Here is a 23729-nt window from a genome sequence, read left to right as displayed (position 1 = left end):
CCTTATAACCGCACACCCATCAGCGTCAGAATCAACGGCGTGGTTAACGCCGCCATCGCCGTTGATAGCAGCAGGCTGGAGGCCACCGGGCCGCCCAGTACATCGAACTGGCGCGACATCAAATAGACGTTGACGCCCACCGCCATCGACCCCAGCAGGACGACCGAACGCGTCTCCATTTCCGGCAGGCCGAGAGCGATAGCAATCCCCCAGATCACCAACGGTTGTACCAACAGCTTGATGGTACAAATCGCTGTACTAATCTGCCAACCGTCACGCACGCGGTATTCCGCCAGCCCCATCCCCAGCGCCACCAGCGACAGCGGTGCGGCAATCTGCCCCAGCATGGAAAGCGGCTGATCGACGTACGACGGCAGCGGCAAGCCGGTCAGGCTGAACGCCGTACCAGACAGAATGCCGATAATCAGCGGGTTCTTCAGCACGCCCAGCGCGGTTTTGGTAAAGCCTTGCAGCGACAGCGCGCCGTTACGCGCCCATTCCACCGATACCGTCACCAATGTCCACAAAATTAGCCCGTTAAACACCACCACCAGCGCGACCGACGGGATCGACTCTTCACCGAGCATCAGTGTGGCAATCGGCAGCCCCAGCATCACGTTGTTAGAGAAGATGCCGCTCAGCGCAAACAGCGAGCCAGAGACGCCATCAAGATGAAAGACCTTGCGCGCCACGATGCGGCCTAAGACAAACACCAACAAGCAACCACCGAAAAAGGCGATCAGCAACCGGGCATCCACCACCGGGCGTTTGGAGAAATCCGACATCAGACGGAACAGCATGGCGGGCATCGCCACAGAGAAGACAAAGCGTGTCATACCGTCGGTCACGGTGGTCGGCCATTTACCGTAGCGAATCAGGCTATAGCCGAGTGCGATAAGAACAAAGAGGGGTAACGACAGAAAAATCTGGTGCCAAAGCGAAACAATAAATGCGGGCATGACGCCACTTCCTTATTACCGGCACCGAGTCAGAAAGAGGATCGCCGCATTATCTTTATTGCGACGATATCAATATCGCCGCAGCACGCTATTACGGGAAGGAGGCAGACCTCAGCCGGTCGCGAAGTTAGCCCCGATTAAATCTATCCGGTCAGTACAGATACAGTCAACGCCCCAATCCAGCAAAGTTTGCGCGCGATCAGGTTGGTTAACGGTATAAACCAGAATGCGCAAACCCGCCGCTTTCAGCGCCGCAACACGTTCCGCCGTCAGCAGTTTGTGATTCAGGTGGATGGACACACAATCCAGACGCTGCGTTAACGCCAGCCAGTCCTCTTCCCACTCATCCAGCAGCAGCCCACGCGGCAGTTCTGGCACCGCCTGCTGCGCCGCTTCCAGGGCTTCGATGGAGAACGATGACAGCAGCGGTGCGACCGGATGATCGGCCCACAGCTGGCGTGCCGCCAGCGCAATCACCCGCCCGGTTTCGGTTTCATATCCGGTGGTGGGTTTAATCTCAATATTGGCCGCCATGCCGTACTGCACGCAGCGTTTTGCCACTTCCGATAGCAGCGGCAGGCGTTCACCAACAAATTTATGACCGTACCAGCCGCCGACATCCAGCCCGACCAGCTTGTCCCACGGCAGTTCTCCTGCAATGCCCCAGCCGTTGCTGGTGCGCTCAAGCGTGTCGTCGTGTAGGAGGAAAATCTGGCCGTCCTGCGACAGCTTGGCATCAAATTCGATCATATTGTGACCGAGGCTGGCACCAACATCAATCGCCGCCAGCGTGTTTTCCGGTGCCAGTGAGCCACCGCCGCGGTGGGCGACAATGCTCGGGTAAGGCCAGATTGTTTCCATTATTCCATCCGTAATCCGCTTTGCGAATCAAACAGGTGCCATGATGACGTTGGCAAATGCAGCCAAAGCGTCGAGCCAATAGCGGGACAGTGCTCATAAGAGAGCCGTGCAATCACGTTTTGTCCGCCCCACTTACCGTGCGCTAAATTGTCCGCGCCCAGCAGTTCGAGTGTTGAAATCTGCAACGGGATACCGCCCGTTTCGCGCGTCGCCAGCTGAATATGCTCTGGGCGTACCCCCAGCGTCAATGCTTTAGCACGCCACTGCGGCTTCGGTTCAGGTAGCGCCAACGCGATGTCTTCACCGATTTCAAAGCGGCAACCGTCATCGCTAATGCGCCCCGACCACAGGTTCATCGCCGGTGAACCAATAAAGCTGGCCACGAACAGCGAGGCCGGACGACGATAAATATCAGCCGGTGCGCCAATTTGTTCGGCAATCCCTTTGTTCATCACGATGACGCGCTGCGCCAGCGTCATCGCTTCGACCTGATCGTGCGTGACGTACAGGCTGGTAGTTTTCAGGCGCTGGTGCAGTTGCTGTAATTCCAGTCGCATCTGCACGCGCAGTTTGGCATCCAGATTCGACAACGGTTCGTCGAACAGGAACACCGCCGGTTCACGCACAATCGCCCGCCCCATCGCCACGCGCTGACGCTGGCCGCCTGATAGCTCACGCGGTTTGCGTTGCAACAGCGGCATCAACTCCAGAATGCGTGCCGCGTCTTCTACCCGTTCACGAATCTGTGTTTTGCCGAAGCCACGGATTTTTAGGCCGTAAGCCATATTGTCGAACACGTTCATATGCGGATAAAGCGCGTAGTTCTGGAACACCATCGCAATACCGCGATCTTTTGGCTCCAGATCGGTGACCCGCTGGTTATCAATGTAGATATCACCGCTGGTGGTGCGTTCGAGGCCTGCCACCATGCGCAGCAGCGTCGATTTGCCACAGCCTGACGGCCCGACCATCACCACGAATTCGCCGTCCGCGACGTCCAGATCGATGGGTTGGATAATCTGATTTTTGCCATCGTATGACTTGGTGACGGCCTGAAGTTTTAAACATGCCATAAGCGTTTCCGAAATTCGTCTCGATTTATTTTTCGCTGTCGACCAGACCGCGAACGAACCAGCGCTGCATCAGTAACACGACCAGCAGCGGCGGCAGCATGGTCAGCAGCATGGCAGCCATCACCTGATTCCACTGGGTCGCGCCATCGCCGGAGGCAATCATGCTTTTAATCCCGGCGACGGCGGTGCCCAGATTGGCATCGCTGACAATCAGCAGCGGCCACAGGTACTGGTTCCAGCCGTAGATGAACGTGATCACAAACAGCGCAGCCAGATTGGTTTTCGACAACGGCAGTACCATGTCGAAGAAGAAACGCATCGGGCTGGCACCGTCGATACGCGCCGCTTCCATCAGCTCATCCGGCAGCGTCATAAAGAACTGGCGAAACAGAAAGGTGGCGGTCGCCGACGCCATCAGCGGCAGCGTTAAACCGGTATAGCTATCCATCATGTCGAGCCGCGCAATCACTTCCACCGTCGGGAAAATACGTACTTCCACCGGCAGCATCAGCGTCAGGAAAATCATCCAGAAGAACAGGCTGCGTAGCGGAAAACGAAAATAAACGATGGCGTAAGCGGACAGGATCGATACGGTGATTTTTCCCACCGTAATCGCCAATGCCATCACAAAGCTGTTAAGCAGCATCAGTCCAAACGGCGTGGTGTTGTTGCCCGCGCCGTGCAGCCAGATGTAACGCAGGTTTTCCCACAGGTGAGCACCGGGGATGAGCGTCATCGGCGCCTGAAAGACTTCCTGATTATCCAGCGTGGCAGCGACAAACCCCACGTACAGCGGAAACAGCACGGCAAGAATGCCGACAATCAGCATGACGTGGCTGAAAATATCTAACCCGCGACGATTCTCAATCATTGCCATTGACCTTCATAGATTCACCTTCATTGATAATTCACCTTCCGTTCAACAAACCGGAATTGAATAACGGTCAACCCGATAACCAACAGCATCAAGATCACCGACTGCGCCGCCGAACTGGACAGATCCAGCCCTGCAAAACCTTCGCGATAAATCTTGTAGATCAGCGTGGTCGTCGACTGCACTGGCCCACCGGCCGTCGCGGCATCAATAATCGGGAAGGTATCGAAAAAGGCATAGACCAGATTGACCACCAGCAAGAAGAAGCTCACTGGCGAGATCATCGGCAGTACCAGATTGAAGAACCGCCGTACGGGTCCAGCGCCATCAATCGCACCCGCTTCCACTAACGAACGGGGGATCGATTGCAGCGCAGCGAGGAAGAACAGGAAGTTATAGCTAATCTGTTTCCAGATTGACGCCAGTACGACTAAAAACATCGCCTGCCCGCTGTGCTGCGCGTGATTCCACGTATAGCCCAGTAGTCCGAGAAAATGGGTAATCAGCCCGAGTCCGGGGTTAAACAGAAACATCCACAGCACGGCAGCGACGGCAGGCGCCACAGCATAGGGCAGGATGATTAACGTCTGATACAGGCGGCTGGCACGAATGACATAGTCCACCAGTGCGGCCAGAAAGAGTGAAATCAGCATGCCAAACCCGGCCACCAGAAAACTGAATATCAGCGTGGTGTAAAACGAATCGAGGTAGTAGGGGTTATTGAACAGCTGTCTGAAGTTTTCCATGCCGACGAACTCACTGGATAGCCCAAACGGGTCCAGATTCTGCACCGAATACCACAGCGCCTGACCAGCAGGCCAGATAAAGAAAATTACGGTAATCAGCAGTTGCGGCAGCACCAGCACATAGGGCAACCAACTGCTGCGAAAAACGGGGCGGGATGTTGTCATGCGGTAACTCATTGCAAACAGAAAAGAAACAGGCCGATTCCCTTCGGCCCGGTATTACTCAACGATGACGTATTACTTCGTTGACTGCTCGAAGCGACGCAGCAGCGCGTTACCGCGTTCTACCGCGCTATCCAACGCCTGTTGTGGCGTCTTCTTACCTGTCCATACGCTCTCTAATTCTTCATCCACGACGGTACGAATTTGCGGCATATTGCCCAAACGTAGACCTTTGGTGAACGCCAACGGTGGCTTGTTCAACATCTGACGCGTAGCGATATCTGCACCAGGGTTTTTCTCATAGAAGCCCTGCTTCTGCGTCAGCTCATACGCCGCCGTAGTGATCGGCAAGTAACCGGTTTTCTGGTGCCATTCAGCGGCATTTTCCGGCTCAGCCAGGAACTTCATAAACTCAGCGACGCCTTTGTAGGTCGCGGCATCTTTACCGCCCATCACCCACAGGCTGGCACCACCGATAATGGCGTTCTGCGGTGCGCCTTTCGCATCGGCGTCATACGGCATCATGCCAACACCATAGTTGAACTTGGCGTGTTCCCGAATATTTGCCAGCGAACCGGAAGATGCGGTCGTCATGGCACATTCGCCGTTGTAGAACTTCTCGGTCGGCTCATCCTTGCGCCCGAAGTAGGTGAAATCACCTTTCTTGTTCATGTCCTGCAACAGCTGGATGTGTTTGACCTGCGTAGGTTTATTGAACTCCAGTACCGCATCGGTGCCGTCAAAACCGTTGTTCTTGGTCGCGACAGGTAGACCGTTCCAGGCGCTGAAGTTTTCAATCTGAATCCAACCCTGCCAACCGCTGGCGTAGCCACACTTCATCCCAGCAGCACGCAATTTGGCGGTGTATTCCGCCATCTGCTGCCAGGTTTTCGGCGGCTGCTCTGGATCTAAACCAGCCTTCTTGAAGGCATCTTTGTTGTAGTACAGCACAGGGGTCGAGCTGTTAAATGGCTGCGACAGCAGGTGGCCGCTCTTCGCATCGGTGTAATAACCGGAGACTGTCGGTACAAACACCGACTCATCGAAATTAATGCCAGCGTCTTTGAACACTTCATAGACAGGTTTGATGGCTTTACTTGCCATCATGGTGGCGGTACCGACTTCATAGACCTGCAAAATGGCGGGCGCATTCCCCGCGCGATAGGCCGCGATCCCGGCAGCCAGGTTCTGCTCATAGTTGCCTTTGTAGACCGGTACAATTTTTACATCGCTGTGTGCTTGGTTAAAACGGTCAGCCAGAGAATTCACTTCTTTCCCTAACTCGCCTTCCATGGAGTGCCAAAAAGGAATTTCTGTCGCGGCCTGCGCACCAGCGCTCATCAGCGCGAATGCCACACACGCCGCTGCGGTGCGAATAGCATGTGTTTTACGAGTTGTGTTGTTGAACATGCCTGTCTCCTGCAATCGATTAAGTTCGCCATCATCACGGCGTTTTTTATGCGAAGGTAAACATGACACGGGCTCGTGACAGAAAAATAACTGGAAGATGACAGGAAAGTGACAAGGAAAGAACGTCTTCTTATTGGCTACTAAGTAGGCTGTTCTGTGCTACCATCTGTGTTAATAGATAACACAGGAGGTTTTATGCCTAGAACGACAAGTATTACGATCGGCGAACAACTGGATGACTTTGTCTCCAAATTAATAGATAGCGGTCGCTATAGTTCTACCAGTGAAGTCATCAGGTCAGCGCTTCGTCTTCTTGAACAACAAGAATCCAAAACAGAGGCTCTGAAAAAAGCGATTTATGCAGGGGAGCAAAGTGGAGAAAGTTCGTTGACGCTGCGTGAAATTGCGGCAAAAAAGAAGCGCGAACGGAATGTATAAACTCTCTAATCTTGCAGCAGAAGATTTCGCAGGCATCTTTGAGTACACATTGATCAACTACGGCATCAGTCAGGCTGACAATTATACAGAGTCGCTAGAGAATACGCTGATTCTGCTAGCAGAATCCCCTTATATAGGCCAAGAGTACCCTGAAATTAGCCAAGGTGTGCGCCGATTCGATCATAGGCAACACGCTATTTTCTACCGCATACGAGAAGAAGATCTTCTTATCATCCGAATCCTGCATCAGCAAATGGAACCTATGTGCCACTTTTTTGATATTTAAAAAGTGGCTAAATAAGGATGTATTCAATCAATAGCATGCCACCAAGAACAATTATCAGTAATGGCTCTGGTGCTGTTATTCCCATGGCGATTGACGACACATAAGATCGTTAATGCGGGCATGACGCTCTGCGGTGATAGGCGCATCCAACTCGGCCAACAATCCATCAAACTGTTCGTTATCCAAAATAAACAAACGTTGATCCAACAAGATGTCCTGCGCCTTGCGGCAGGCTGCTTCAAGCATAAAGTCGGTACGTGATTTTGACACAAGGTTTGCAGCCATATCGATCAAATCCCGCTGGCGTCTCAAAATGGGAACGAAATGAGAAAAAACCCTCAGGGGCTGTGCTACGTCTTCTCAATATAATCAACGAGAAAGGTCTGGATATTTTTGCCAGTTAGACAAACAGACATAAACACCACCCTCACCCCGCCACCAGCACCTCAACCCCCATTTTGCCCAGCGCGTCTTTGGCGGCGACGGGCAGGCCGTCGTCGGTGATGATGCTGTCGAAGACGCTGAGCGGCGTGGCGAGATGGGTGGCGATGCGGCCGTATTTCGAGGTGTCACACAGCAGTACGCACTTGCTGCTAGCTTCTACCGCCGCGCGTTTCACAACCACTTTGTCTTCGTTCGGCGTGGACAGCCCGCGCAGGCTCCAGGAAGACGCGGAGATAAACGCAATATCGATAAACAGGTTGCGCAGCGCCTGTGCCACCGCTTCGCCAATGCAGGAGCGGTTTTCCCGACACAGCGTGCCGCCGGTGTGGATCATGCGGCACTGGCTGGACTCAATCAGAAAAGCAGCAATCACAAAATCGTTAGTGACAATCAGCAGATCGTCACGCTCGGCAAGTTCGCGCGCCAGCGATAACGTCGTGGTGCCTGCATCCAGATAAATGCAGCTATTGAACGGGATATGCTGTGCCGCCAGTTTGCCAATTGCTTCTTTCTGCTGGCTGAACATCACCGATTTATCCTGATGCGACGGCTCAATCGCCAGCCGTTCAGGCGAACGCACGCCGCCGGAAACGCTCAGCAGCAGGCCGTCCTGCTCCAGTTTTTGCACATCGCGCCGTACCGTCATGTGCGACACGCCCAGTCGCTCGGTCAGTTCGTTAATGCTTACCGCGCCGCGCTCGGCGATCAGCGCCAGAATCTGTTGATGACGTTCTACTGGAATCACGCTGTCCGTTCCCTGTTTGGTTGTGCTGGTCTGATAAATAGGGTGGCTGATAAATATTGTGAGAAACACCCCGTTTGATGACGATAATTATCATAAATTCACGTCATAAACCACGCCAGACATAACAACCTTTCTCATCGCTCAATGCCAAAATAGAAATAATTATCTGATATATAAAGATAATAATGGAAATCACCTTCCCAGCGAGGTTCAACTACACTGAATCATCACGATTTAAATGTTAATTTATGTGATAAAAATCACCATATTTTGTTCTGATAGTCCTTATATTTAACACCAGAGAACAAAAAATCACTAATTTTAACAAGGCAACCACGATGAAAAAGACTTCTGATTATGCTGTCGCCGTTATCGGTCTGGGTTCCATGGGCTTTGGCGCTGCGGCGTCCTGCATCAACGCTGGCCTGACGACATACGGTGTCGATATCAATCCGCAAGCACTGGAACGCTTACGTCAGGCGGGTGCGGCGCAGGCTGACACGCGTATTGATGCCTTCGCTGACAAGCTGGATGCGGTCGTGCTGCTGGTGGTGAACGCCGCGCAGGTGAATGGGATTCTGTTCGGTGAGCCGCAGGTCGCAGCGAAACTCAAGCCCGGCACCGTGGTTATGGTGTCCTCCACGATCTCCGCGCAGGATGCCAAAAACATTGAACAGCGTCTGGCTGAGCATCAGCTCATCATGCTGGATGCACCGGTATCTGGCGGTGCAGTGAAAGCCGCCGCAGGCGATATGACAGTGATGGCATCCGGTTCCGATCTGGCTTTTGAGAAACTGAAACCCGTGCTCGATGCCGTCGCGGGCAAGGTCTATCGCATCGGTGAAGAGATCGGGTTGGGTGCGACCGTTAAAATTATCCACCAGCTGTTGGCAGGCGTACACATCGCCGCTGGCGCAGAAGCGATGGCGCTGGCCGCGCGTGCCGATATTCCGCTGGATATCATGTACGACGTGGTGACCAACGCCGCTGGGAATTCCTGGATGTTTGAGAACCGCATGCGCCACGTTGTCGATGGCGACTACACGCCAAAATCCGCCGTTGATATTTTCGTGAAAGATCTGGGGCTGGTCACCGACACCGCCAAATCGCTCCATTTCCCGCTTCCGCTGGCCTCCACCGCATTCAATATGTTTACCGCCGCCAGCAACGCCGGATTCGGCAAAGAAGACGATAGCGCGGTCATCAAGATTTTTAACGGCATTACGCTGCCGGAAAAGAAGGAGGCGCCATGATCAAGCTAGGTGTGATTGCCGACGATTTTACCGGTGCCACGGATATCGCCAGCTTTCTGGTGAACAACGGGCTGCCGACCGTGCAGCTCAACGGCGTACCGCCGTCCGATTTTAAGGTCGACACGCAGGCCGTGGTCATTAGCCTGAAATCGCGTTCCTGCCCGGCGGAACAGGCTGTGGCGGATTCACTCAAGGCGCTGGCGTGGCTGCAACAGCAGGGCTGCCAGCAGTTCTACTTTAAATATTGCTCCACCTTCGATAGCACCGCGAAAGGCAACATCGGTCCAGTGACCGATGCACTATTAGCGCAGCTTGGCGAAACGCAAACCATCATTTCTCCGGCGCTGCCGGTGAACGGCAGAACCGTCTATCAGGGCCATTTATTCGTGATGGATCAGCTGTTGTCCGAGTCTGGAATGCGCCACCATCCGGTCACGCCAATGACAGATAGCAACCTGATGCGCGTCATGGAACAGCAGGCAGCCGGACGCTGCGGGCTGGTGCCTTATGCGGTGATGGATCAGGGTGCAGAGGCTGTTAAGCAGCGGCTGACGCAGTTGAAAGAACAAGGCATACGCTATGTGGTGCTGGATACGCTGAACGAACAGCACCTGTTAACACAGGGCGAGGCGCTGCGCGATATGAAGCTGGTCACCGGTGGTTCCGGTCTGGCGATTGGCCTGGCACGTCAATTGGCAGAGCCCGCGGCACAGACTGGTTCCGCCACCGAGGCGGGCAAGCCACAATCCGGTGCAGGCGTTGTGCTATCCGGTTCCTGTTCGGTGATGACCAACAAGCAGGTCGCTCACTACCTGAAACAGGCGGCAGGTCGTGCGATTGACGTCGCTCGCTGCTTAGCAAGCGATGATGCTCAGCACGCCTACGTGCAGGAACTGGCCGACTGGGTGAAAGCGCATCGTGACGACGCGCTCGCGCCGCTGCTGTACGCCACCTCGTCATCCGATGAACTGGCGCAGATTCAGCAGCGCTGGGGGGCGGAAGCCAGCAGTCAGGCAGTAGAGAAACTGTTTGCCGCTGTCGCCCGCCAGCTTCAGCAACACGGCTTCCAGCGCTTCATCATCGCGGGCGGGGAAACCTCCAGCATTGTGGTGCAAACCTTGGGCATCCATGCGTTCCATATCGGGCCGTCTATTTCCCCCGGCGTACCGTGGGTACGTTCCACCAATCATCCGCTGTCGCTGGCGTTGAAATCTGGCAATTTCGGTGATGAAGACTTTTTTGCCCGCGCCCAAAAGGAGTTTGCCGCATGAGTGAAAAACACCACAGCAATGAGGCAGCGCTGAACAGCGAACAGCGTGCACGCGCGGACATGGTCAAACTGGGCGCGTCCTTTTTCCAACGCGGCTATGCCACCGGTTCGGCGGGCAATCTCTCGCTGTTACTGGATGACGGCACGCTGCTGGCAACGCCGACCGGCTCCTGCCTCGGTGAACTGGATGCCGAGCGGCTGTCCAAAGTCAGCCTGAGCGGTGAGTGGCTCTCCGGCGATAAGCCGTCGAAAGAGGTTAGCTTTCACCTGTCGATTTACCGTAACGATCCCGAATGCAAAGCAATCGTTCACCTGCACAGCACCTACCTGACGGCGCTCTCGTGTCTGGAAGGGCTGGATACGCAGGATGCCATAAAGCCGTTCACACCTTATGTGGTGATGCGCGTCGGTAAAGTGCCCGTCGTGCCTTATTATCGCCCCGGCGATGCCCGGCTTGGTGAAGATCTGGCGAAGCTGGCCTCGCGCTACAAGGCATTCTTATTGGCTAACCACGGCCCAGTCGTCACTGGCAAGGATCTGCGTGCGGCGGCGGACAACATGGAAGAGCTGGAAGAAACCGCCAAGCTGATTTTTATTCTCGGCGATCGAAAAATTCGCTACCTCACCGCTGACGATATTGCCGAGCTCTCTTGATGAGCCGAGGAGTTAACCATGCCTAAGTTTGCTGCCAATCTTTCTATGCTGTTTACCGATGTGCCGTTTCTCGACCGTTTTAAAGCCGCTGCCGATGCGGGTTTCACCTCGGTTGAGTATCTGTTTCCTTATGAGTATCCGGCACCGCTGCTGGCGGAAAAGCTACGGGAAAATGGCCTGAAGCAGGTGTTATTCAATACCGCGCCCGGCAATATTGCAGCGGGCGAATGGGGCGTATCTGCTCTGCCCGACCGCATTGAAAATGCCCGCCGGGATATCGATAACGCGCTGGAATATGCGCTGGCGCTCAACTGCCCTTCTGTGCTGGTGATGGGGGGCGTCGTGCCGCCCGGTGAAGACCGCGCGGCCTATCAGCAAACCTTTATCGATAACCTGCGCTACGCGGCCGATAAATTTGCACCACACGGCATCAATATCATGATTGAAGCGCTGAGTGCGAAGGTGAAACCGAATTACCTGTTCGCCAGTCAGTATCAGGCGCTGGAATTAGCCAATCTGATCGATCGCCCAAACGTTTATATCCAGCTAGATTTCTTCCACGCGCAGATTGTCGATGGCAACCTGACGCAAATTATTCACGATTTGGATGGCCGCATCGGACATATTCAAATTGCTTCAGTTCCTGCGAGACATGAACCCGATGAAGGAGAGATTAATTATCCATTCATCTTTGCCGAACTGGATCGCGTGAAGTATTCCGGCTGGGTTGGCTGTGAATATAACCCACGAGGTAAAACGGAAGACGGATTAGGATGGGCTAAAACTTGGCTGGAGAAAAAACACTAATTCACTTATTACAGGAAATAATATTAACACCAGAGACATCGTCGTTAGACGCGAATAAATAAAAAAGAATAGGTCAGACTCCTGTATATATTGCAGGAGTCGAGGCATCCCTTTATTCAAATAAAACAATAACCCACTACCTTTTCAGCCTCTGAATTGCAAAATGGGTCAATGAGGATAAGAACATGGCCACCTCGCTCTTACTCTGCATCGCTATCGCCGGGGTATTACTCCTGTTGCTGATGGTCATTAAATTTAAAATTCAGCCCTTTGTCGCACTGCTGGTTGTCAGCTTGCTCGTCGCGCTGGCAACCGGAATACCCACAGAAGAAATAATGAAAGTCATGTCCAGTGGCATGGGAGGCGTTCTCGGCTCGATCACCATGATCATTGGACTGGGTGCCATGTTGGGAAGAATGATCGAAATTTCTGGCGGAGCCGAATCTCTGGCAAGGAAATTTACCCAAACACTGGGAGAAAAACGCGTTATTGCGGCGCTGACTATGGCAGCATTTATTCTCGGTATTCCGGTCTTTTTTGATGTCGGCTTTATTATCCTCGCCCCGATTATTTACGGCTTTGCGAAAGTCGCGAAAGTCTCTCCACTTAAATTCGGTCTGCCCGTCGCGGGTGTGATGTTGACGGTTCACGTCGCCCTGCCCCCTCATCCTGGACCGGTTGCGGCAGCCAGTTTGTTAAAAGCCGATGTGGGCTGGTTAACTATATTAGGACTGGCGATCTCTATTCCTGTCGGCATCATCGGTTTCTGGGTTGCGAAATATATTAACCGTCGGCAGTACGCGCTATCTGTTGATGTGCTGGAGCAGTTGCAATTAGCAAAAACTGAAGAAAAAAATGAGGTGACGCCACATAAGAATGCGCCTTCCGCCAGTCTGGTTACGGCGCTGATCGTCATTCCTATCGCCATTATCATGCTCGGCACCGTGGCGGCGACGCTGTTCCCAGCAGGCCACCCACTGCGTAATATCACCACGTTGGTCGGTTCCCCTGCTGTTGCGCTACTGATTGCCCTGGCACTCGCCTTTTACTTTATCGCTATGCGTAGAGGCTGGTCGCTTGAAAAGACCGGCAACGTTATGGGCGATGCCATGCCTGCCGCTGCGGTCGTCATCATGGTGACGGGTGCCGGTGGTGTGTTCGGCAAGGTGCTGGTGGAATCGGGCGTCGGTAAAGCGCTGGCGGATACGCTGACCAGCATTCATCTGCCGCTAGTGCCTGCCGCATTTATTCTGTCGCTGGCGCTACGTGCCTCGCAGGGCTCAGCCACCGTCGCTATTCTTACCACCTGCGGCCTGCTGAGCGAAGCCGTCAGTGGCCTGAATCAGATGCAATTGGTACTGGTGACGCTCTCTGCCTGCTTTGGCGGGCTGGGTCTGTCGCACGTTAATGACTCAGGTTTCTGGATCGTCACCAAATATCTGGGGCTGTCCGTCGCCGATGGCCTGCGTACCTGGACGGTGCTGACCACTCTGCTCGGGCTGGCAGGTTTCCTCTTCACCTGGGCGCTGTGGCTGGTTATGTAAGAATTTCAACGTTTCACTACGGAAAACCGCTGATATTCAGCGGTTTTCCGCCTTATGCCAAAAAATACGCCCGTTTTACTCTTATATTCCACATCTGCCTATCCATGCACTGTCTTTATAATATGTCCATGGCAAGAGACAACGCGCGCTCCTGTCAGGCAAGTCTGCATAACACGTGCATGTCATCAGCAAGACGCCCTATTCCTGACCTATCGTAGATAGCAGCCCAATCCATAAGGCTAAACCTGCATCAGCCGATGAAAAATAATAAAGGAACACTATGAATTTTTTAGCAAAAATGAAGCTTGGCACCATGTTGGGTACTGGCTTCGCCTCTGTCATTATCATCGGTCTGATGGTCGCCGTTCTGGGGCGTGTGCATTTGCTCGACCTAGGCGAAGATATTGAGTCGCTGTCCGAAAAAAACCTCACCAGCCTCATCCTGATACAGGATGCTAAAAGCGGTTTTGATGCTGTGGCACGTTCGGTACGTACTATCGGCCTGACAGACAATAGGAGCCGAATTCAGGAAGAAAAGCGCCTGATCGATCAGCAAATTGCTCGTAATACAGAAACCCTATCCAAGCTGTATGAAAACCTGTCTGAGCCAGAAACCCGCAGCCTGCTAGACAACCTGACGCAGGCACGCCCAGCTTACCGAGATGCGGTGAATAAAGCGGTTGAGCTTGGCGTATCCGAAAACGCGGAAGAAAGAGCGCAAGCCGTGCAGCTCATGGTTAATGAAATGCAGGCTACGCAGGCACCGGTTTTCGCCGCGCTCGACAGCATGACGGAATTACAGAAAAAGCGAACGCTGGAGATGACGGCAAGCGCCATGCAGGAAGCACGCTCAGATGGTAACACCCTGATCTTCTTCGCGGCGCTTGCGGTTCTCGTCGGTATTCTGGTTTCCGTGCTGATTACCCGCACCATCAAAAACTTGTTGGGCGGCGAGGTAGCTTACGCTGCACAAATCGCCCAAGCGGTTGCACAGGGAAATCTGGCCGTTGCGGTCAATCTACGCCCCGGAGACGATCGTAGCGTACTCGCGGCAATGAACGGTATGCGCAAAAGCCTGAGCAGTATTGTTGAACAGGTACGTGAGAGCAGTGAATCTATCGCGACCGGCGCCAGCCAGATCGCGGCAGGCAGCACCGACCTCAGTCAGCGCACGGAAGAACAGGCGGCTAATCTGCAACAGACTGCCGCCTCCATGGAAGAAATGAGCCAAACCGTACGCCAGAACTCAGATACGGTGCGTAACGCCGCCCAACTGGCGCAGGCCGCCAGCAATACCGCGGCTAAAGGCGGTGAAGCCGTCAGCAATATTGTTACCACCATGAGAGAAATCACCCACAGCTCGCAAAAAATTGGCGACATCATCAGCGTCATCGACGGCATCGCGTTCCAGACCAATATCCTGGCACTCAACGCCGCGGTAGAAGCCGCACGCGCGGGCGAGCAAGGGCGTGGTTTTGCCGTGGTCGCAGGCGAGGTGCGCTCATTAGCACAGCGTTCCGCCATCGCCGCCAAAGAGATTAAAGAGCTGATCGGCCACAGCGTCGAGAAAGTTGAGACAGGTTCTGCTCTGGTCGGTGACGCAGGAACGACGATCGAAGAGTTAGTGCGTCAGGCTCGCCACGTTGCCGACTTGATCAACGAAATTGGTGTCACCACGCAGGAACAAGAGTCCGGCGTTTCACAGATTCATGATGCTGTTAACCAACTCGACCAAGTCACTCAGCAGAACGCCGCGCTCGTCGAGCAATCCGCATCCGCCGCCGATAGCCTGAGCGATCAGGCCGCCCATCTGGTAGAGCTGATGAAAGTCTTCATCGTTGAAGGCGGCTCCTCACAGCGTAGTGCACCCACGTTAAAAAGGCCCTCAAGCGCAAAACTTTCACTGACAACCCCTACAGGCAGTACGGGGAGCCATAGCCAAAACTGGGAACAGTTCTAATGACCCACAGGGGGATGTCCTGCATTCCCCCTGCTTACTTTTCCTCGCCCCCCTTACGCACGATATTTCTGTTTTTTTGTCATCGTGCGCTATACCACAGCAGTAAGAATTAAAATCAATGTTTTCCCGAAAAATGCCGATATTCCAAACTGAACGGGTCAGTTATTCATCTGAAGGATCGGGAACTGTGCCAATACATTGCTTCTGAGGAATAAAGGAAACTCGCGTAATAATAAATATTTTAAATAGATCATGAGGATAACATGCAGCGTATAAGAAAAATGAAACTGGGTACTCAGGTCGGTTCGGGTTTTGCCATTGTTATAATTATCGGCCTATTAGTGGCCATTTTCGGCAGAATGCATCTGATTGGCCTCGGTAATACCACAGACAACCTTGCTAAACACCATCTTGCCAACCTCATCGTGCTACAAGAATTGAAAGATAATCTGAACGTCACGATCAAAGCCACGTTGCGCATGCTGATCACAACGGAAAGAACGGTTCTGGAGGACAACCAAAAACTGATTGAAACCACGAGCGCCAAAAACGCGAAGCTTGTCACTCAACTGGAACAGAATTTGCGGGCAAAAGAGGTCCGTAATATCCTGGGTGAGCTTCAGCAAAACCGCACTGAATTTGCCACCGTAGGCCGCCAATCCGTCGCCCTATCGCTCAACAATAAACAGGCCGAATCCATCGAGTTAGTCAGAACCCAGCTTGAGCCGATACAAACCAAACTTTTCAACAACTTGAACACCATGATTCAGTTGCAGAAAGACTACACCACGCAAACGGCCACCAATGCGATTGAAGAGTCTTACTATGATGGCAATTCGCTATTGATGCTGGCTGGCATAGCGTCATTGATTGGCGTATGCATCGCCTGGCTGATTACTCGCCATATCAAGAAACAACTGGGTGGTGAACCCGCCTACGCTACGTTGGTCACGCAGGAAATCGCCCAAGGTAATCTCGCCATACCGATTGATCTGGTGGCAGGCGACACAACCAGTCTATTGTCCGCCATGAACCACATGCGCAAAAGCCTGAGTGGTATTGTTGAACAGGTGCGAGAAAGCAGTGAGTCCATCGCGACCGGTTCCAGCCAAATCGCCGCAGGCAGCACCGACCTCAGCCAGCGCACGGAAGAACAGGCGGCTAACCTGCAACAAACCGCCGCCTCCATGGAAGAGATGAGCCAAACCGTACGCCAGAACTCAGATACGGTGCGTAACGCCGCCCAACTGGCGCAGGCCGCCAGCAATACCGCGGCTAAAGGCGGCGAAGCCGTCAGCAATATTGTTATCACCATGAGAGAAATCACCCACAGCTCGCAAAAAATTGGCGACATCATCAGCGTCATTGACGGCATCGCGTTCCAGACCAATATCCTGGCGCTCAACGCCGCAGTCGAAGCCGCACGCGCGGGCGAGCAAGGGCGTGGTTTTGCCGTGGTCGCAGGCGAGGTGCGCTCATTAGCACAGCGTTCCGCCACCGCCGCCAAAGAGATTAAAGAGCTGATCGGCCACAGCGTCGAAAGAGTCGAAGCTGGTTCCGCACTCGTCAGTGATGCAGGAGCAACGATCGAAGAATTAGTGCGTCAGGCTCGCCATGTTGCCGACTTGATCAACGAAATTGGCGTCACCACGCAGGAACAAGAGTCCGGCGTTTCACAGATTCATGATGCTGTTAACCAACTCGATCAGGTCACCCAGCAGAACGCGGCGCTTGTTGAGCAATCCACTTCCGCTGCCGATAGCCTGAGCGATCAGGCCGCTCATCTGGTAGAGCTGATGAAAATCTTCATCATTGAAGGCGGGTCGTCACCGCACGTTGCATCGCCGCTGAAAAGACCCACCAGCGCAACGCTTTCCCTCGCCAATCCGAAAAGCAAAACGGGAAGCCATAGCCAAAATTGGGAAACCTTTTAACGGCTAATCGAAAGAAATCTAAAACCGCTGAGCGATCGGCGGTTTTTTTTATTCCTTGATGACATGAGCTCATCACACCACCCCCCAGTACGTTTACACCGTAAATGGAAGAAAAGAGCCAACACTTTCAATAGGGAAAAACAATTAATAAAAAATAAAAATCAGCAATTAGCTTTATATTAAGTGAGATAGAATAAAATCAATAGAAAACAAGAGAAACTCCATTCTACGATTATAAAAACATCAAATAGATGATGGTAAAAACATCATATCTTTCGAAAAAAAAGAATGAATAAAAAACAAATATCGCTTTAGGGCTGAATAAATAAGCAAAAAATCATACCCGCAACGTTTATTAACATCGCTGTCAATTTAACATTACACTTCCCCACCTCTGCTAGCACTAAGTATAAACCCTACCGATATTGCGGCTTTCCTTTCATCCCTTTATACTCCTGCGCCATCATTTCTTCTTATATGTAACTGTTCTCCGATCGGACTCACACTCACAGCACACCGCATTTTATCCACCATCGTCATCATTTAACGAATAACGTCACAGGAACCAGTAAGCGCAGCTTGCGTTTATTACCATAAGGAAACGGGCAATGAGTAAAGGGAAGCATAAACGCAATGACGTTTGCAAAATCAATATGTTCTCGCAACGTCTATTTCACATTAAAAGTACACCAGTTTTAACAATAATCGCTTTCAACATATAATAAGGGACAAAATGAATCTCATCAAAAATAGCAGCCTGGGTAAAATGCTAGGGACTGGCTTTACTCTGGTCATCGCTATCGGTTTTCTGGTGGCGATATTTGGTCGTATCCAGTTAGACAAACTCGGCGAAAACATTCAAGTGTTGTCACAAGTCCGTATCGCCAACCTTCTGATGATGGAAGAGTTTAAAGACAACATTAACACCAATGCGATTGCTGTCAGAAATCTAGTACTGCTGGAAGACGAGAAGCACATACAGGAAGAGAAAACGCGTATCGAGGAGATAATCTCCCGCAATAACGCGTTACTGGCAAAAATAGACGATGGCACTGTCGATAAGCATGCCAAGGAACTGGTAACACTACTGGAACAGGTACGCCCAGCTTACAGCGTTGCCATGAAAGAGGCCATCACGCTGGCAACGGCAGGCAAGAATAGCGAAGCACGCGACCTGTTATTAACCGATGTAAAAGCCAAGCAGGATGCTGTCTTTAATGCCTTGAATGACATGGTTAACTGGCAAGAGAAGCTCACGGTTGAAATTGCCGACCAGTCTTTAAAAAATGCGACTAACGCAGGTACGCTGATGGTCATTATCGCCCTGCTTTCTGTCGCGCTGGGCATGCTTATCTCATGGTGGATCACCCGAACCATTAAACGTCAGCTTGGAGGAGAGCCAGCCTACACGCTGGAAGTGACACGTCAGGTTGCACAAGGGAATCTGGCCGTTATGATTGAACTGCGCGACGGAGACACCACGAGCGTACTGGCGGCGATGGAAGACATGCGCCAAAACCTGAGTAACCTTGTCGGCCAGGTACATCAGAGCAGCGAATCTATCGCCACGGGCGCGACACAGATTGCGATGGGAAATACCGATCTCAGCCAGCGTACAGAAGAACAGGCCGCGAATCTTCAGGAAACCGCTGCCTCAATGGAACAGATGAATACCACCGTGAAGCAGAATGCAGCAACCGTGCGCACCGCAACGGAGTTAGCCCATTCTGCCAGCACTACGGCACAAAAAGGCGGTGAGGCGGTTAATAACGTTGTGCGAACGATGGAAGATATTACGGCCAGTTCTCGCAAGATCGGCGACATTATCGGCGTCATCGACAGTATCGCCTTCCAGACCAACATTTTGGCACTGAATGCCGCCGTTGAAGCGGCCAGAGCCGGTGAACAAGGCCGTGGCTTCGCCGTGGTCGCAGGCGAAGTGCGCTCTCTGGCGCAGCGTTCTGCTTCCGCCGCGCGTGAAATCAAAGATCTGATTAGCGTGAGCGTGGCCAATGTGGAAATGGGTGAGAAACTGGTTAACGACGCAGGCATCACTATCAAAGATATTGTAGAAAAATCTCAACATGTTGCGAACCTGCTCAGCGAAATCGGCCTGACAACGCATGAACAAGAACAGGGTGTAGCTCAGGTGAATGATGCGGTGAATCAGCTCGATCAGGTCACTCAACAGAATGCCGCACTGGTGGAAGAATCAGCCTCTGCCGCCGACAGCCTGAGTGAACAGGCCAGAACGCTGCTCGAATTAATGGGCGTTTTCAAAATCAGCGGCATTCAAGCACAAGCACCACGACTGGCGTCACAGGTGAAACAACCCGCTGCGCCAAGACTGGCTTTAGCCAGCCAATCAGGTAACGCCAGCAGCGATAACTGGGAAACCTTTTAACGCATACGACTAATCTGGCGTCTCCTTCAAGGTCAAACCATAAAAATAAAGCTGCTGAACCCTCAGCAGCTTTATTTATGGTCTAGGAATAGCAAGCATAAATAACAAGGTTAAAAAAACTGCAAAAAATAATAAACATCACAATTAGAAATAACACGTTACAAACTAATGGAAATAAATAAAAGAAATACCTCTTATTAGGTATAAATTTATTGATTAATATTTATTACCTATCCTATTTACCATAAGAAAATAATATTAAATTTCTGCCACCCAATAAATCAGGGGTTTTTGTTACGTTTATTCTGCCATCAACCTACCACGTTATTGCCTACACTTTATTTGTCATTCTCTTAGCCTGTAAATATTCCCAACAGGCATTCCATACGCGTATGAAAGCGACAATTATTTCCTTTCGCCAATGCAGCGACTGGGCATACATGTCGCCGATACTCCTGCATCGAAGAAACGTTGGGAGATAAGCGGAATGATGAAAACAATAGAGTCCGTGGGGCGAATCGCGTCTGTACCATCACCCCTAGCATAAAACAACGACACCTGCTGTGTCAGACTTCAATAAATAAAAAAGGAACATCATGAAGAACATAAGTTTGGGAAAAATGTTAGGAGCAGGCTTTACGCTCATTATCGTTATTGGTTTTTTAGTCGCCATATTAGGCCGCGTTCAATTAGAAAAACTCGGGGGGAATATTCAGTTTTTGTCACAAACACGTATTTCCAATCTCCTGCTAATGCAGGAAGTTAAGGACAACGTCAACATCGCGGCACGATCCATCAGAAATATTGCACTTCTGGCCGATCAGCAGCAAATGAAGGTGGAAAAAGATCGCATCGAACAAACCATCGCACGTAATAGCGACTTGCTCGCACAAATACGTAAAAACGCAGTGGATAGCGAGGCTAAAACACTGCTCGCCACGCTGGAACAGGCTCGCCCCGCGTATACCAACAGCATGACAAAAGCCATCGACCTGGCCATGACCAGCGAACACGACGCATTTCGTAACTTTCTGCTGACGGAAGTGCGCACCACGCAAGCAAGCGTATTCGACATTTTGGATAAAATGGTTGGAATGCAAAAACAGCTTACCGTCACGCTCGCCAATGAATCTGAGAATAATGCGTTACACGCTGGCACCCTAATGCTGATCATCGCACTGGGTTCTGCCCTACTGGGAGGTGTTGTTGCCTGGTGGATTACCCGGAAAATCAAGCGCCAGCTTGGTGGGGAACCGGCCTACACGCTGGAGATTACCCGTCAGGTTGCACAGGGGAATCTTGCTGTCGCGATTGAACGACGCGCCGGAGACACGACCAGCGTCCTCGCCGCAATGGAGGAAATGCGCCAAAGCCTGAGCAATATCGTCGGGCAAGTCCATCAAAGCAGCGAGTCTATCGCCACGGGTGCTAGTCAGATTGCGATGGGGAATACCGATCTCAGCCAGCGCACGGAAGAACAGGCTGCCAACCTGCAAGAAACCGCTGCTTCCATGGAAGAAATGAATACCACGGTTAAACAGAACGCCGACACCGTGCGTACCGCTGCACAGCTCGCCAACTCAGCCAGTGTCGCCGCCCGTAAAGGAGGAGATGTCGTCAACAACGTCGTGCGGACCATGGAAGAGATCACGGCTAGCTCACGTAAAATCGGCGATATTATCGGCGTGATTGACGGTATTGCTTTCCAAACCAACATTCTGGCGCTCAACGCCGCCGTCGAAGCCGCGCGAGCGGGAGAGCAGGGACGCGGGTTCGCCGTCGTCGCCGGAGAAGTTCGCTCATTGGCTCAACGCTCCGCTTCTGCTGCACGTGAAATCAAGGATCTGATTGGCGTTAGCGTAGGAAAAGTGGAAGCCGGTGAGGCGCTCGTTAACGAAGCGGGCGTAACCATAGGAGAAGTCGTAGAACAGTCACAGCGTGTCGCCGACCTGATTAATGAGATCGGCCTGACCACCCACGAACAAGAACAGGGCGTTTCTCAGGTCAATGATGCGGTGAACCAGCTCGATCAGGTCACTCAGCAGAACGCGGCACTGGTTGAAGAGTCGGCTTCCGCCGCAGATAGCCTGAGCCAACAGGCCAAAAATCTGCTTGAATTGATGGGCGCGTTCAAAATTGACAGCATCCAGCCACAGCGAGCCACGCCGCAGGTGGCTACGCTCTCAAGGCCGAAACTGGCGTTAGCCAGTCATTCGAGTAACCAAAACTGGGAAACGTTTTAACCACGCCACTTTTTGCTACAACCTACAGTAAAAAGCCGCCCTCTTGGGCGGCTTGTGGCTAGGCTTTTTTACCCAACGGCATCAATTGAATTGTCGCCATCAGTGCCGCGGTAAAAAACATGACCATTGATAACAAATCAGGGGCATAGAACCACAATGCGTACGCAATGTGTGCCTCTGAGCTATTTAAAGCATATGAAACTGCATGAAGAACGTTTATTCCCATTAAACCCCCTCTTTAAAGAATGGGAACGGCCGAATCTGTAGCCGCAAATGCATTTTACGCCCATGGTGAAGGGGGTCGAAATCGCACACATTTGCTCTCATACAACATCTCGATTACCAAGATCCGTTGTCTACATACAAAAAAACCGCTGAAATATCAGCGGTTTTTTCATTAACAGATTGAGCCTTATCAGCAATTACAGCGCCCGACGCAGGCGAGCCACCGCTTCATGCATTTGCTCATCCGTTGCCGTCGCAAAGGATAGGCGCAGCGTTGAGTAATCAATGTTGTCTGGGAAGAAGAACTCACCCGGTACGAAGACCACGCCTTGTTCCAGCGTCTTCTTCAGCCATTCAGTGGTGTTGAAGTTATCCTGACGGAACTTCGCCCACAGGAACATCCCGCCTTTAGGCTGGTTAAAGGTGATCACATCACCCAGTTCCTTCTCAATAAGCTGTGCCAGCAGTTCGCCTTTGTGCTTATAGGCATGGCGGATTTTTTCGATCTGCGTATCCAGACGTCCCAGCCCCAGATAGCATTCTGCGACGGTCTGCGACAAGGCACTGGCGTGCAGATCGGCGGCCTGTTTAATAATCGCCACTTTGTGCAGCAGCCAATCCGGCAGAATCGCCCAACCAAGACGTAGCCCCGGTGCCAGCACTTTCGAGAACGTGGAGGTATACAGCACGTATTCCGTGCTACCCAATTTATCCTGCGCCAGTTGGAACAGCGTCGGGTTACGTTCTTCGGTGAAGCGTAGCTCACCATACGGGTCGTCTTCGATAATGACAAACCCATAGCGCTCCGCCAGTTGAATCAATTGCAGGCGACGTTCATAACTCAGCGTCACGCCACTCGGGTTACCGAAGTTCGGTACGATATAAACGCCTTTGATGCGCTGCGTCTTCAGCAATTCTTCCAGCTCATCGACCACCATACCGTCGGCATCGGATGACACAGACATCACCTGCGCCTGTGCCAGTTCCAGCGTTTGCAACGCCGCCAGATACGTTGGGCGTTCAACAACAAACACATCGCCCGGGTCGACCATCGCACGCATAATCAGATCCAGCGCCTGCTGTGAACCTGCCGTCACAACAATATCGTCGCCGCGTGTTTTTACGCCGCGCACCGCGCACAGATCGGCAATGCGATCGCGCAGCACGCTGCTGCCTTCGGTTAAGCCATACTGGAACGCCGTTTTCGGCTGTTCGGTAATTGCCAACTGCGTAGCCTGGTTTAACCCTTCAAAATCAAACAATGCATCTGACGGAATCCCGCCAGCCAGCGAGATAATGTTTTCCATCTTGCTGTGTTTCAGCAGTTCACGGATGGCGGAACTTTTTAACTGAGCGATGCGGTGCGCTAACAACCCTTCAATAGCCATGTCTTCTTAACCCTTCTACGAAACAGGCCGGTAAACCGGCCCGATATCG

20 protein-coding genes and 1 pseudogene are annotated in these 23729 nt (G+C 52.3%); 12 read left to right on the top strand and 9 right to left on the bottom strand.

Annotated elements, in window-relative coordinates; genetic code table 11:
• Positions 1-2: 2 nt before the first annotated feature.
• From E2566_RS00620 to ugpB, 6 genes are all read right to left on the bottom strand, one after another.
• Complete coding sequence (locus E2566_RS00620; protein WP_107168674.1) at positions 3-959, bottom strand: AEC family transporter; 957 nt, start codon at positions 957-959, stop codon at positions 3-5.
• A 111-nt stretch (positions 960-1070) separates the two neighbouring features.
• A complete protein-coding gene (gene ugpQ, locus E2566_RS00615) occupies positions 1071-1820 on the bottom strand; it encodes a glycerophosphodiester phosphodiesterase (protein WP_107168673.1) in 750 nt (249 codons plus the stop codon).
• Positions 1820-2893, bottom strand: a complete 1074-nt coding sequence (locus tag E2566_RS00610) for a sn-glycerol-3-phosphate import ATP-binding protein UgpC (RefSeq protein ID WP_107168672.1) — start codon at positions 2891-2893, stop codon at positions 1820-1822. The genes ugpQ and E2566_RS00610 overlap by 1 nt, the downstream gene beginning before the upstream one ends.
• Positions 2894-2918: 25 nt before the next feature.
• Complete coding sequence (gene ugpE / locus E2566_RS00605; RefSeq protein WP_107168723.1) at positions 2919-3764, bottom strand: sn-glycerol-3-phosphate ABC transporter permease UgpE; 846 nt, start codon at positions 3762-3764, stop codon at positions 2919-2921.
• A gap of 26 nt (positions 3765-3790) precedes the next feature.
• Positions 3791-4678 carry a sn-glycerol-3-phosphate ABC transporter permease UgpA gene (gene ugpA / locus E2566_RS00600; protein WP_107168671.1) on the bottom strand — a complete coding sequence of 296 codons (888 nt, stop codon included), beginning with the start codon at positions 4676-4678 and terminating at the stop codon, positions 3791-3793.
• Between the two features lie 72 nt (positions 4679-4750).
• The gene (gene ugpB, locus E2566_RS00595; protein WP_107168670.1) at positions 4751-6085 is read right to left on the bottom strand and encodes a sn-glycerol-3-phosphate ABC transporter substrate-binding protein UgpB; all 1335 of its coding nucleotides are present in this window, start codon (positions 6083-6085) and stop codon (positions 4751-4753) included.
• Between the two features lie 195 nt (positions 6086-6280).
• Between ugpB and E2566_RS00590 the strand changes: the two genes are divergently transcribed.
• Positions 6281-6523 carry a type II toxin-antitoxin system ParD family antitoxin gene (locus E2566_RS00590; RefSeq protein WP_012772867.1) on the top strand — a complete coding sequence of 81 codons (243 nt, stop codon included), beginning with the start codon at positions 6281-6283 and terminating at the stop codon, positions 6521-6523.
• Entirely contained in the window at positions 6516-6809 is a 294-nt protein-coding gene (locus E2566_RS00585; protein ID WP_012772866.1) for a type II toxin-antitoxin system RelE/ParE family toxin, read from the top strand. The genes E2566_RS00590 and E2566_RS00585 overlap by 8 nt, the downstream gene beginning before the upstream one ends.
• A gap of 75 nt (positions 6810-6884) precedes the next feature.
• Here the strand turns inward: E2566_RS00585 and E2566_RS00580 are convergent, their stop codons facing one another.
• On the bottom strand, positions 6885-7151 hold the full coding sequence (locus E2566_RS00580; RefSeq protein ID WP_107168669.1) for a type II toxin-antitoxin system TacA family antitoxin: 267 nt from the start codon (positions 7149-7151) through the stop codon (positions 6885-6887).
• On the opposite strand from E2566_RS00580, the pseudogene E2566_RS21745 reads away from it, so the two are divergent.
• Positions 7115-7213: pseudogene (locus tag E2566_RS21745) on the top strand (helix-turn-helix domain-containing protein); the annotation flags it as partial. The gene E2566_RS00580 and the pseudogene E2566_RS21745 overlap by 37 nt on opposite strands.
• Before the next feature lie 23 nt (positions 7214-7236).
• Here the strand turns inward: E2566_RS21745 and ygbI are convergent.
• The gene (ygbI, locus tag E2566_RS00575; protein ID WP_107168668.1) at positions 7237-7998 is read right to left on the bottom strand and encodes a DNA-binding transcriptional repressor YgbI; all 762 of its coding nucleotides are present in this window, start codon (positions 7996-7998) and stop codon (positions 7237-7239) included.
• 338 nt (positions 7999-8336) lie between these two features.
• Here ygbI and ltnD point away from each other — a divergent pair, with 338 nt between their 5' ends.
• From ltnD to E2566_RS00530, 9 genes are all read left to right on the top strand, one after another.
• A complete protein-coding gene (gene ltnD, locus E2566_RS00570) occupies positions 8337-9251 on the top strand; it encodes an L-threonate dehydrogenase (protein WP_014917036.1) in 915 nt (304 codons plus the stop codon).
• A complete protein-coding gene (otnK, locus tag E2566_RS00565) occupies positions 9248-10522 on the top strand; it encodes a 3-oxo-tetronate kinase (RefSeq protein ID WP_107168667.1) in 1275 nt (424 codons plus the stop codon). The genes ltnD and otnK overlap by 4 nt, the downstream gene beginning before the upstream one ends.
• On the top strand, positions 10519-11175 hold the full coding sequence (gene otnC / locus E2566_RS00560) for a 3-oxo-tetronate 4-phosphate decarboxylase (protein ID WP_107168666.1): 657 nt from the start codon (positions 10519-10521) through the stop codon (positions 11173-11175). Before otnK ends, otnC begins: the two co-directional genes overlap by 4 nt.
• Positions 11176-11193: 18 nt before the next feature.
• Positions 11194-11982, top strand: a complete 789-nt coding sequence (gene otnI, locus E2566_RS00555; RefSeq protein ID WP_107168665.1) for a 2-oxo-tetronate isomerase — start codon at positions 11194-11196, stop codon at positions 11980-11982.
• A 185-nt stretch (positions 11983-12167) separates the two neighbouring features.
• Positions 12168-13526 carry a GntP family transporter gene (locus E2566_RS00550; RefSeq protein WP_107168664.1) on the top strand — a complete coding sequence of 453 codons (1359 nt, stop codon included), beginning with the start codon at positions 12168-12170 and terminating at the stop codon, positions 13524-13526.
• Positions 13527-13806: 280 nt separating this feature from the next.
• Positions 13807-15486: a methyl-accepting chemotaxis protein gene (locus E2566_RS00545; RefSeq protein ID WP_107168663.1), complete on the top strand. Its 1680-nt coding sequence runs from the start codon at positions 13807-13809 to the stop codon at positions 15484-15486.
• A gap of 263 nt (positions 15487-15749) precedes the next feature.
• On the top strand, positions 15750-17420 hold the full coding sequence (locus E2566_RS00540) for a methyl-accepting chemotaxis protein (RefSeq protein WP_107168662.1): 1671 nt from the start codon (positions 15750-15752) through the stop codon (positions 17418-17420).
• 733 nt (positions 17421-18153) lie between these two features.
• A complete protein-coding gene (locus E2566_RS00535; RefSeq protein WP_107168661.1) occupies positions 18154-19824 on the top strand; it encodes a methyl-accepting chemotaxis protein in 1671 nt (556 codons plus the stop codon).
• A 596-nt stretch (positions 19825-20420) separates the two neighbouring features.
• On the top strand, positions 20421-22067 hold the full coding sequence (locus tag E2566_RS00530) for a methyl-accepting chemotaxis protein (RefSeq protein ID WP_107168660.1): 1647 nt from the start codon (positions 20421-20423) through the stop codon (positions 22065-22067).
• A gap of 422 nt (positions 22068-22489) precedes the next feature.
• On the opposite strand, the gene E2566_RS00525 is transcribed toward E2566_RS00530, so the two are convergent.
• The gene (locus E2566_RS00525) at positions 22490-23680 is read right to left on the bottom strand and encodes an aminotransferase-like domain-containing protein (RefSeq protein ID WP_107168659.1); all 1191 of its coding nucleotides are present in this window, start codon (positions 23678-23680) and stop codon (positions 22490-22492) included.
• Between the last annotated feature and the right edge of the window lie 49 nt (positions 23681-23729).

Origin of the sequence: Pectobacterium punjabense, assembly GCF_012427845.1 — a bacterium.
Taxonomy (GTDB): domain Bacteria; phylum Pseudomonadota; class Gammaproteobacteria; order Enterobacterales; family Enterobacteriaceae; genus Pectobacterium; species Pectobacterium punjabense.
The sequence above is the reverse complement of the archived record's forward strand: the minus strand, read 5'-3'. Positions and strand labels throughout refer to the sequence as shown.

Bases quoted from the DNA above. Each gene is read 5' to 3' on its own strand.
- E2566_RS00610 (WP_107168672.1), bottom strand. From the start codon at position 2,893: ATGGCATGTTTAAAACTTCAGGCCGTCACCAAGTCATACGATGGCAAA.
- E2566_RS00550 (WP_107168664.1), top strand. From the start codon at position 12,168: ATGGCCACCTCGCTCTTACTCTGCATCGCTATCGCCGGGGTATTACTC.
- E2566_RS00620 (WP_107168674.1), bottom strand. From the start codon at position 959: ATGCCCGCATTTATTGTTTCGCTTTGGCACCAGATTTTTCTGTCGTTA.
- ugpQ (WP_107168673.1), bottom strand. From the start codon at position 1,820: ATGGAAACAATCTGGCCTTACCCGAGCATTGTCGCCCACCGCGGCGGT.
- E2566_RS00590 (WP_012772867.1), top strand. From the start codon at position 6,281: ATGCCTAGAACGACAAGTATTACGATCGGCGAACAACTGGATGACTTT.
- E2566_RS00545 (WP_107168663.1), top strand. From the start codon at position 13,807: ATGAATTTTTTAGCAAAAATGAAGCTTGGCACCATGTTGGGTACTGGC.
- E2566_RS00525 (WP_107168659.1), bottom strand. From the start codon at position 23,680: ATGGCTATTGAAGGGTTGTTAGCGCACCGCATCGCTCAGTTAAAAAGT.
- otnI (WP_107168665.1), top strand. From the start codon at position 11,194: ATGCCTAAGTTTGCTGCCAATCTTTCTATGCTGTTTACCGATGTGCCG.
- ltnD (WP_014917036.1), top strand. From the start codon at position 8,337: ATGAAAAAGACTTCTGATTATGCTGTCGCCGTTATCGGTCTGGGTTCC.
- ugpE (WP_107168723.1), bottom strand. From the start codon at position 3,764: ATGATTGAGAATCGTCGCGGGTTAGATATTTTCAGCCACGTCATGCTG.
- ugpA (WP_107168671.1), bottom strand. From the start codon at position 4,678: ATGACAACATCCCGCCCCGTTTTTCGCAGCAGTTGGTTGCCCTATGTG.
- E2566_RS00530 (WP_107168660.1), top strand. From the start codon at position 20,421: ATGAAGAACATAAGTTTGGGAAAAATGTTAGGAGCAGGCTTTACGCTC.
- E2566_RS00540 (WP_107168662.1), top strand. From the start codon at position 15,750: ATGCAGCGTATAAGAAAAATGAAACTGGGTACTCAGGTCGGTTCGGGT.
- otnK (WP_107168667.1), top strand. From the start codon at position 9,248: ATGATCAAGCTAGGTGTGATTGCCGACGATTTTACCGGTGCCACGGAT.
- ugpB (WP_107168670.1), bottom strand. From the start codon at position 6,085: ATGTTCAACAACACAACTCGTAAAACACATGCTATTCGCACCGCAGCG.
- otnC (WP_107168666.1), top strand. From the start codon at position 10,519: ATGAGTGAAAAACACCACAGCAATGAGGCAGCGCTGAACAGCGAACAG.
- E2566_RS00535 (WP_107168661.1), top strand. From the start codon at position 18,154: ATGAATCTCATCAAAAATAGCAGCCTGGGTAAAATGCTAGGGACTGGC.
- E2566_RS00585 (WP_012772866.1), top strand. From the start codon at position 6,516: ATGTATAAACTCTCTAATCTTGCAGCAGAAGATTTCGCAGGCATCTTT.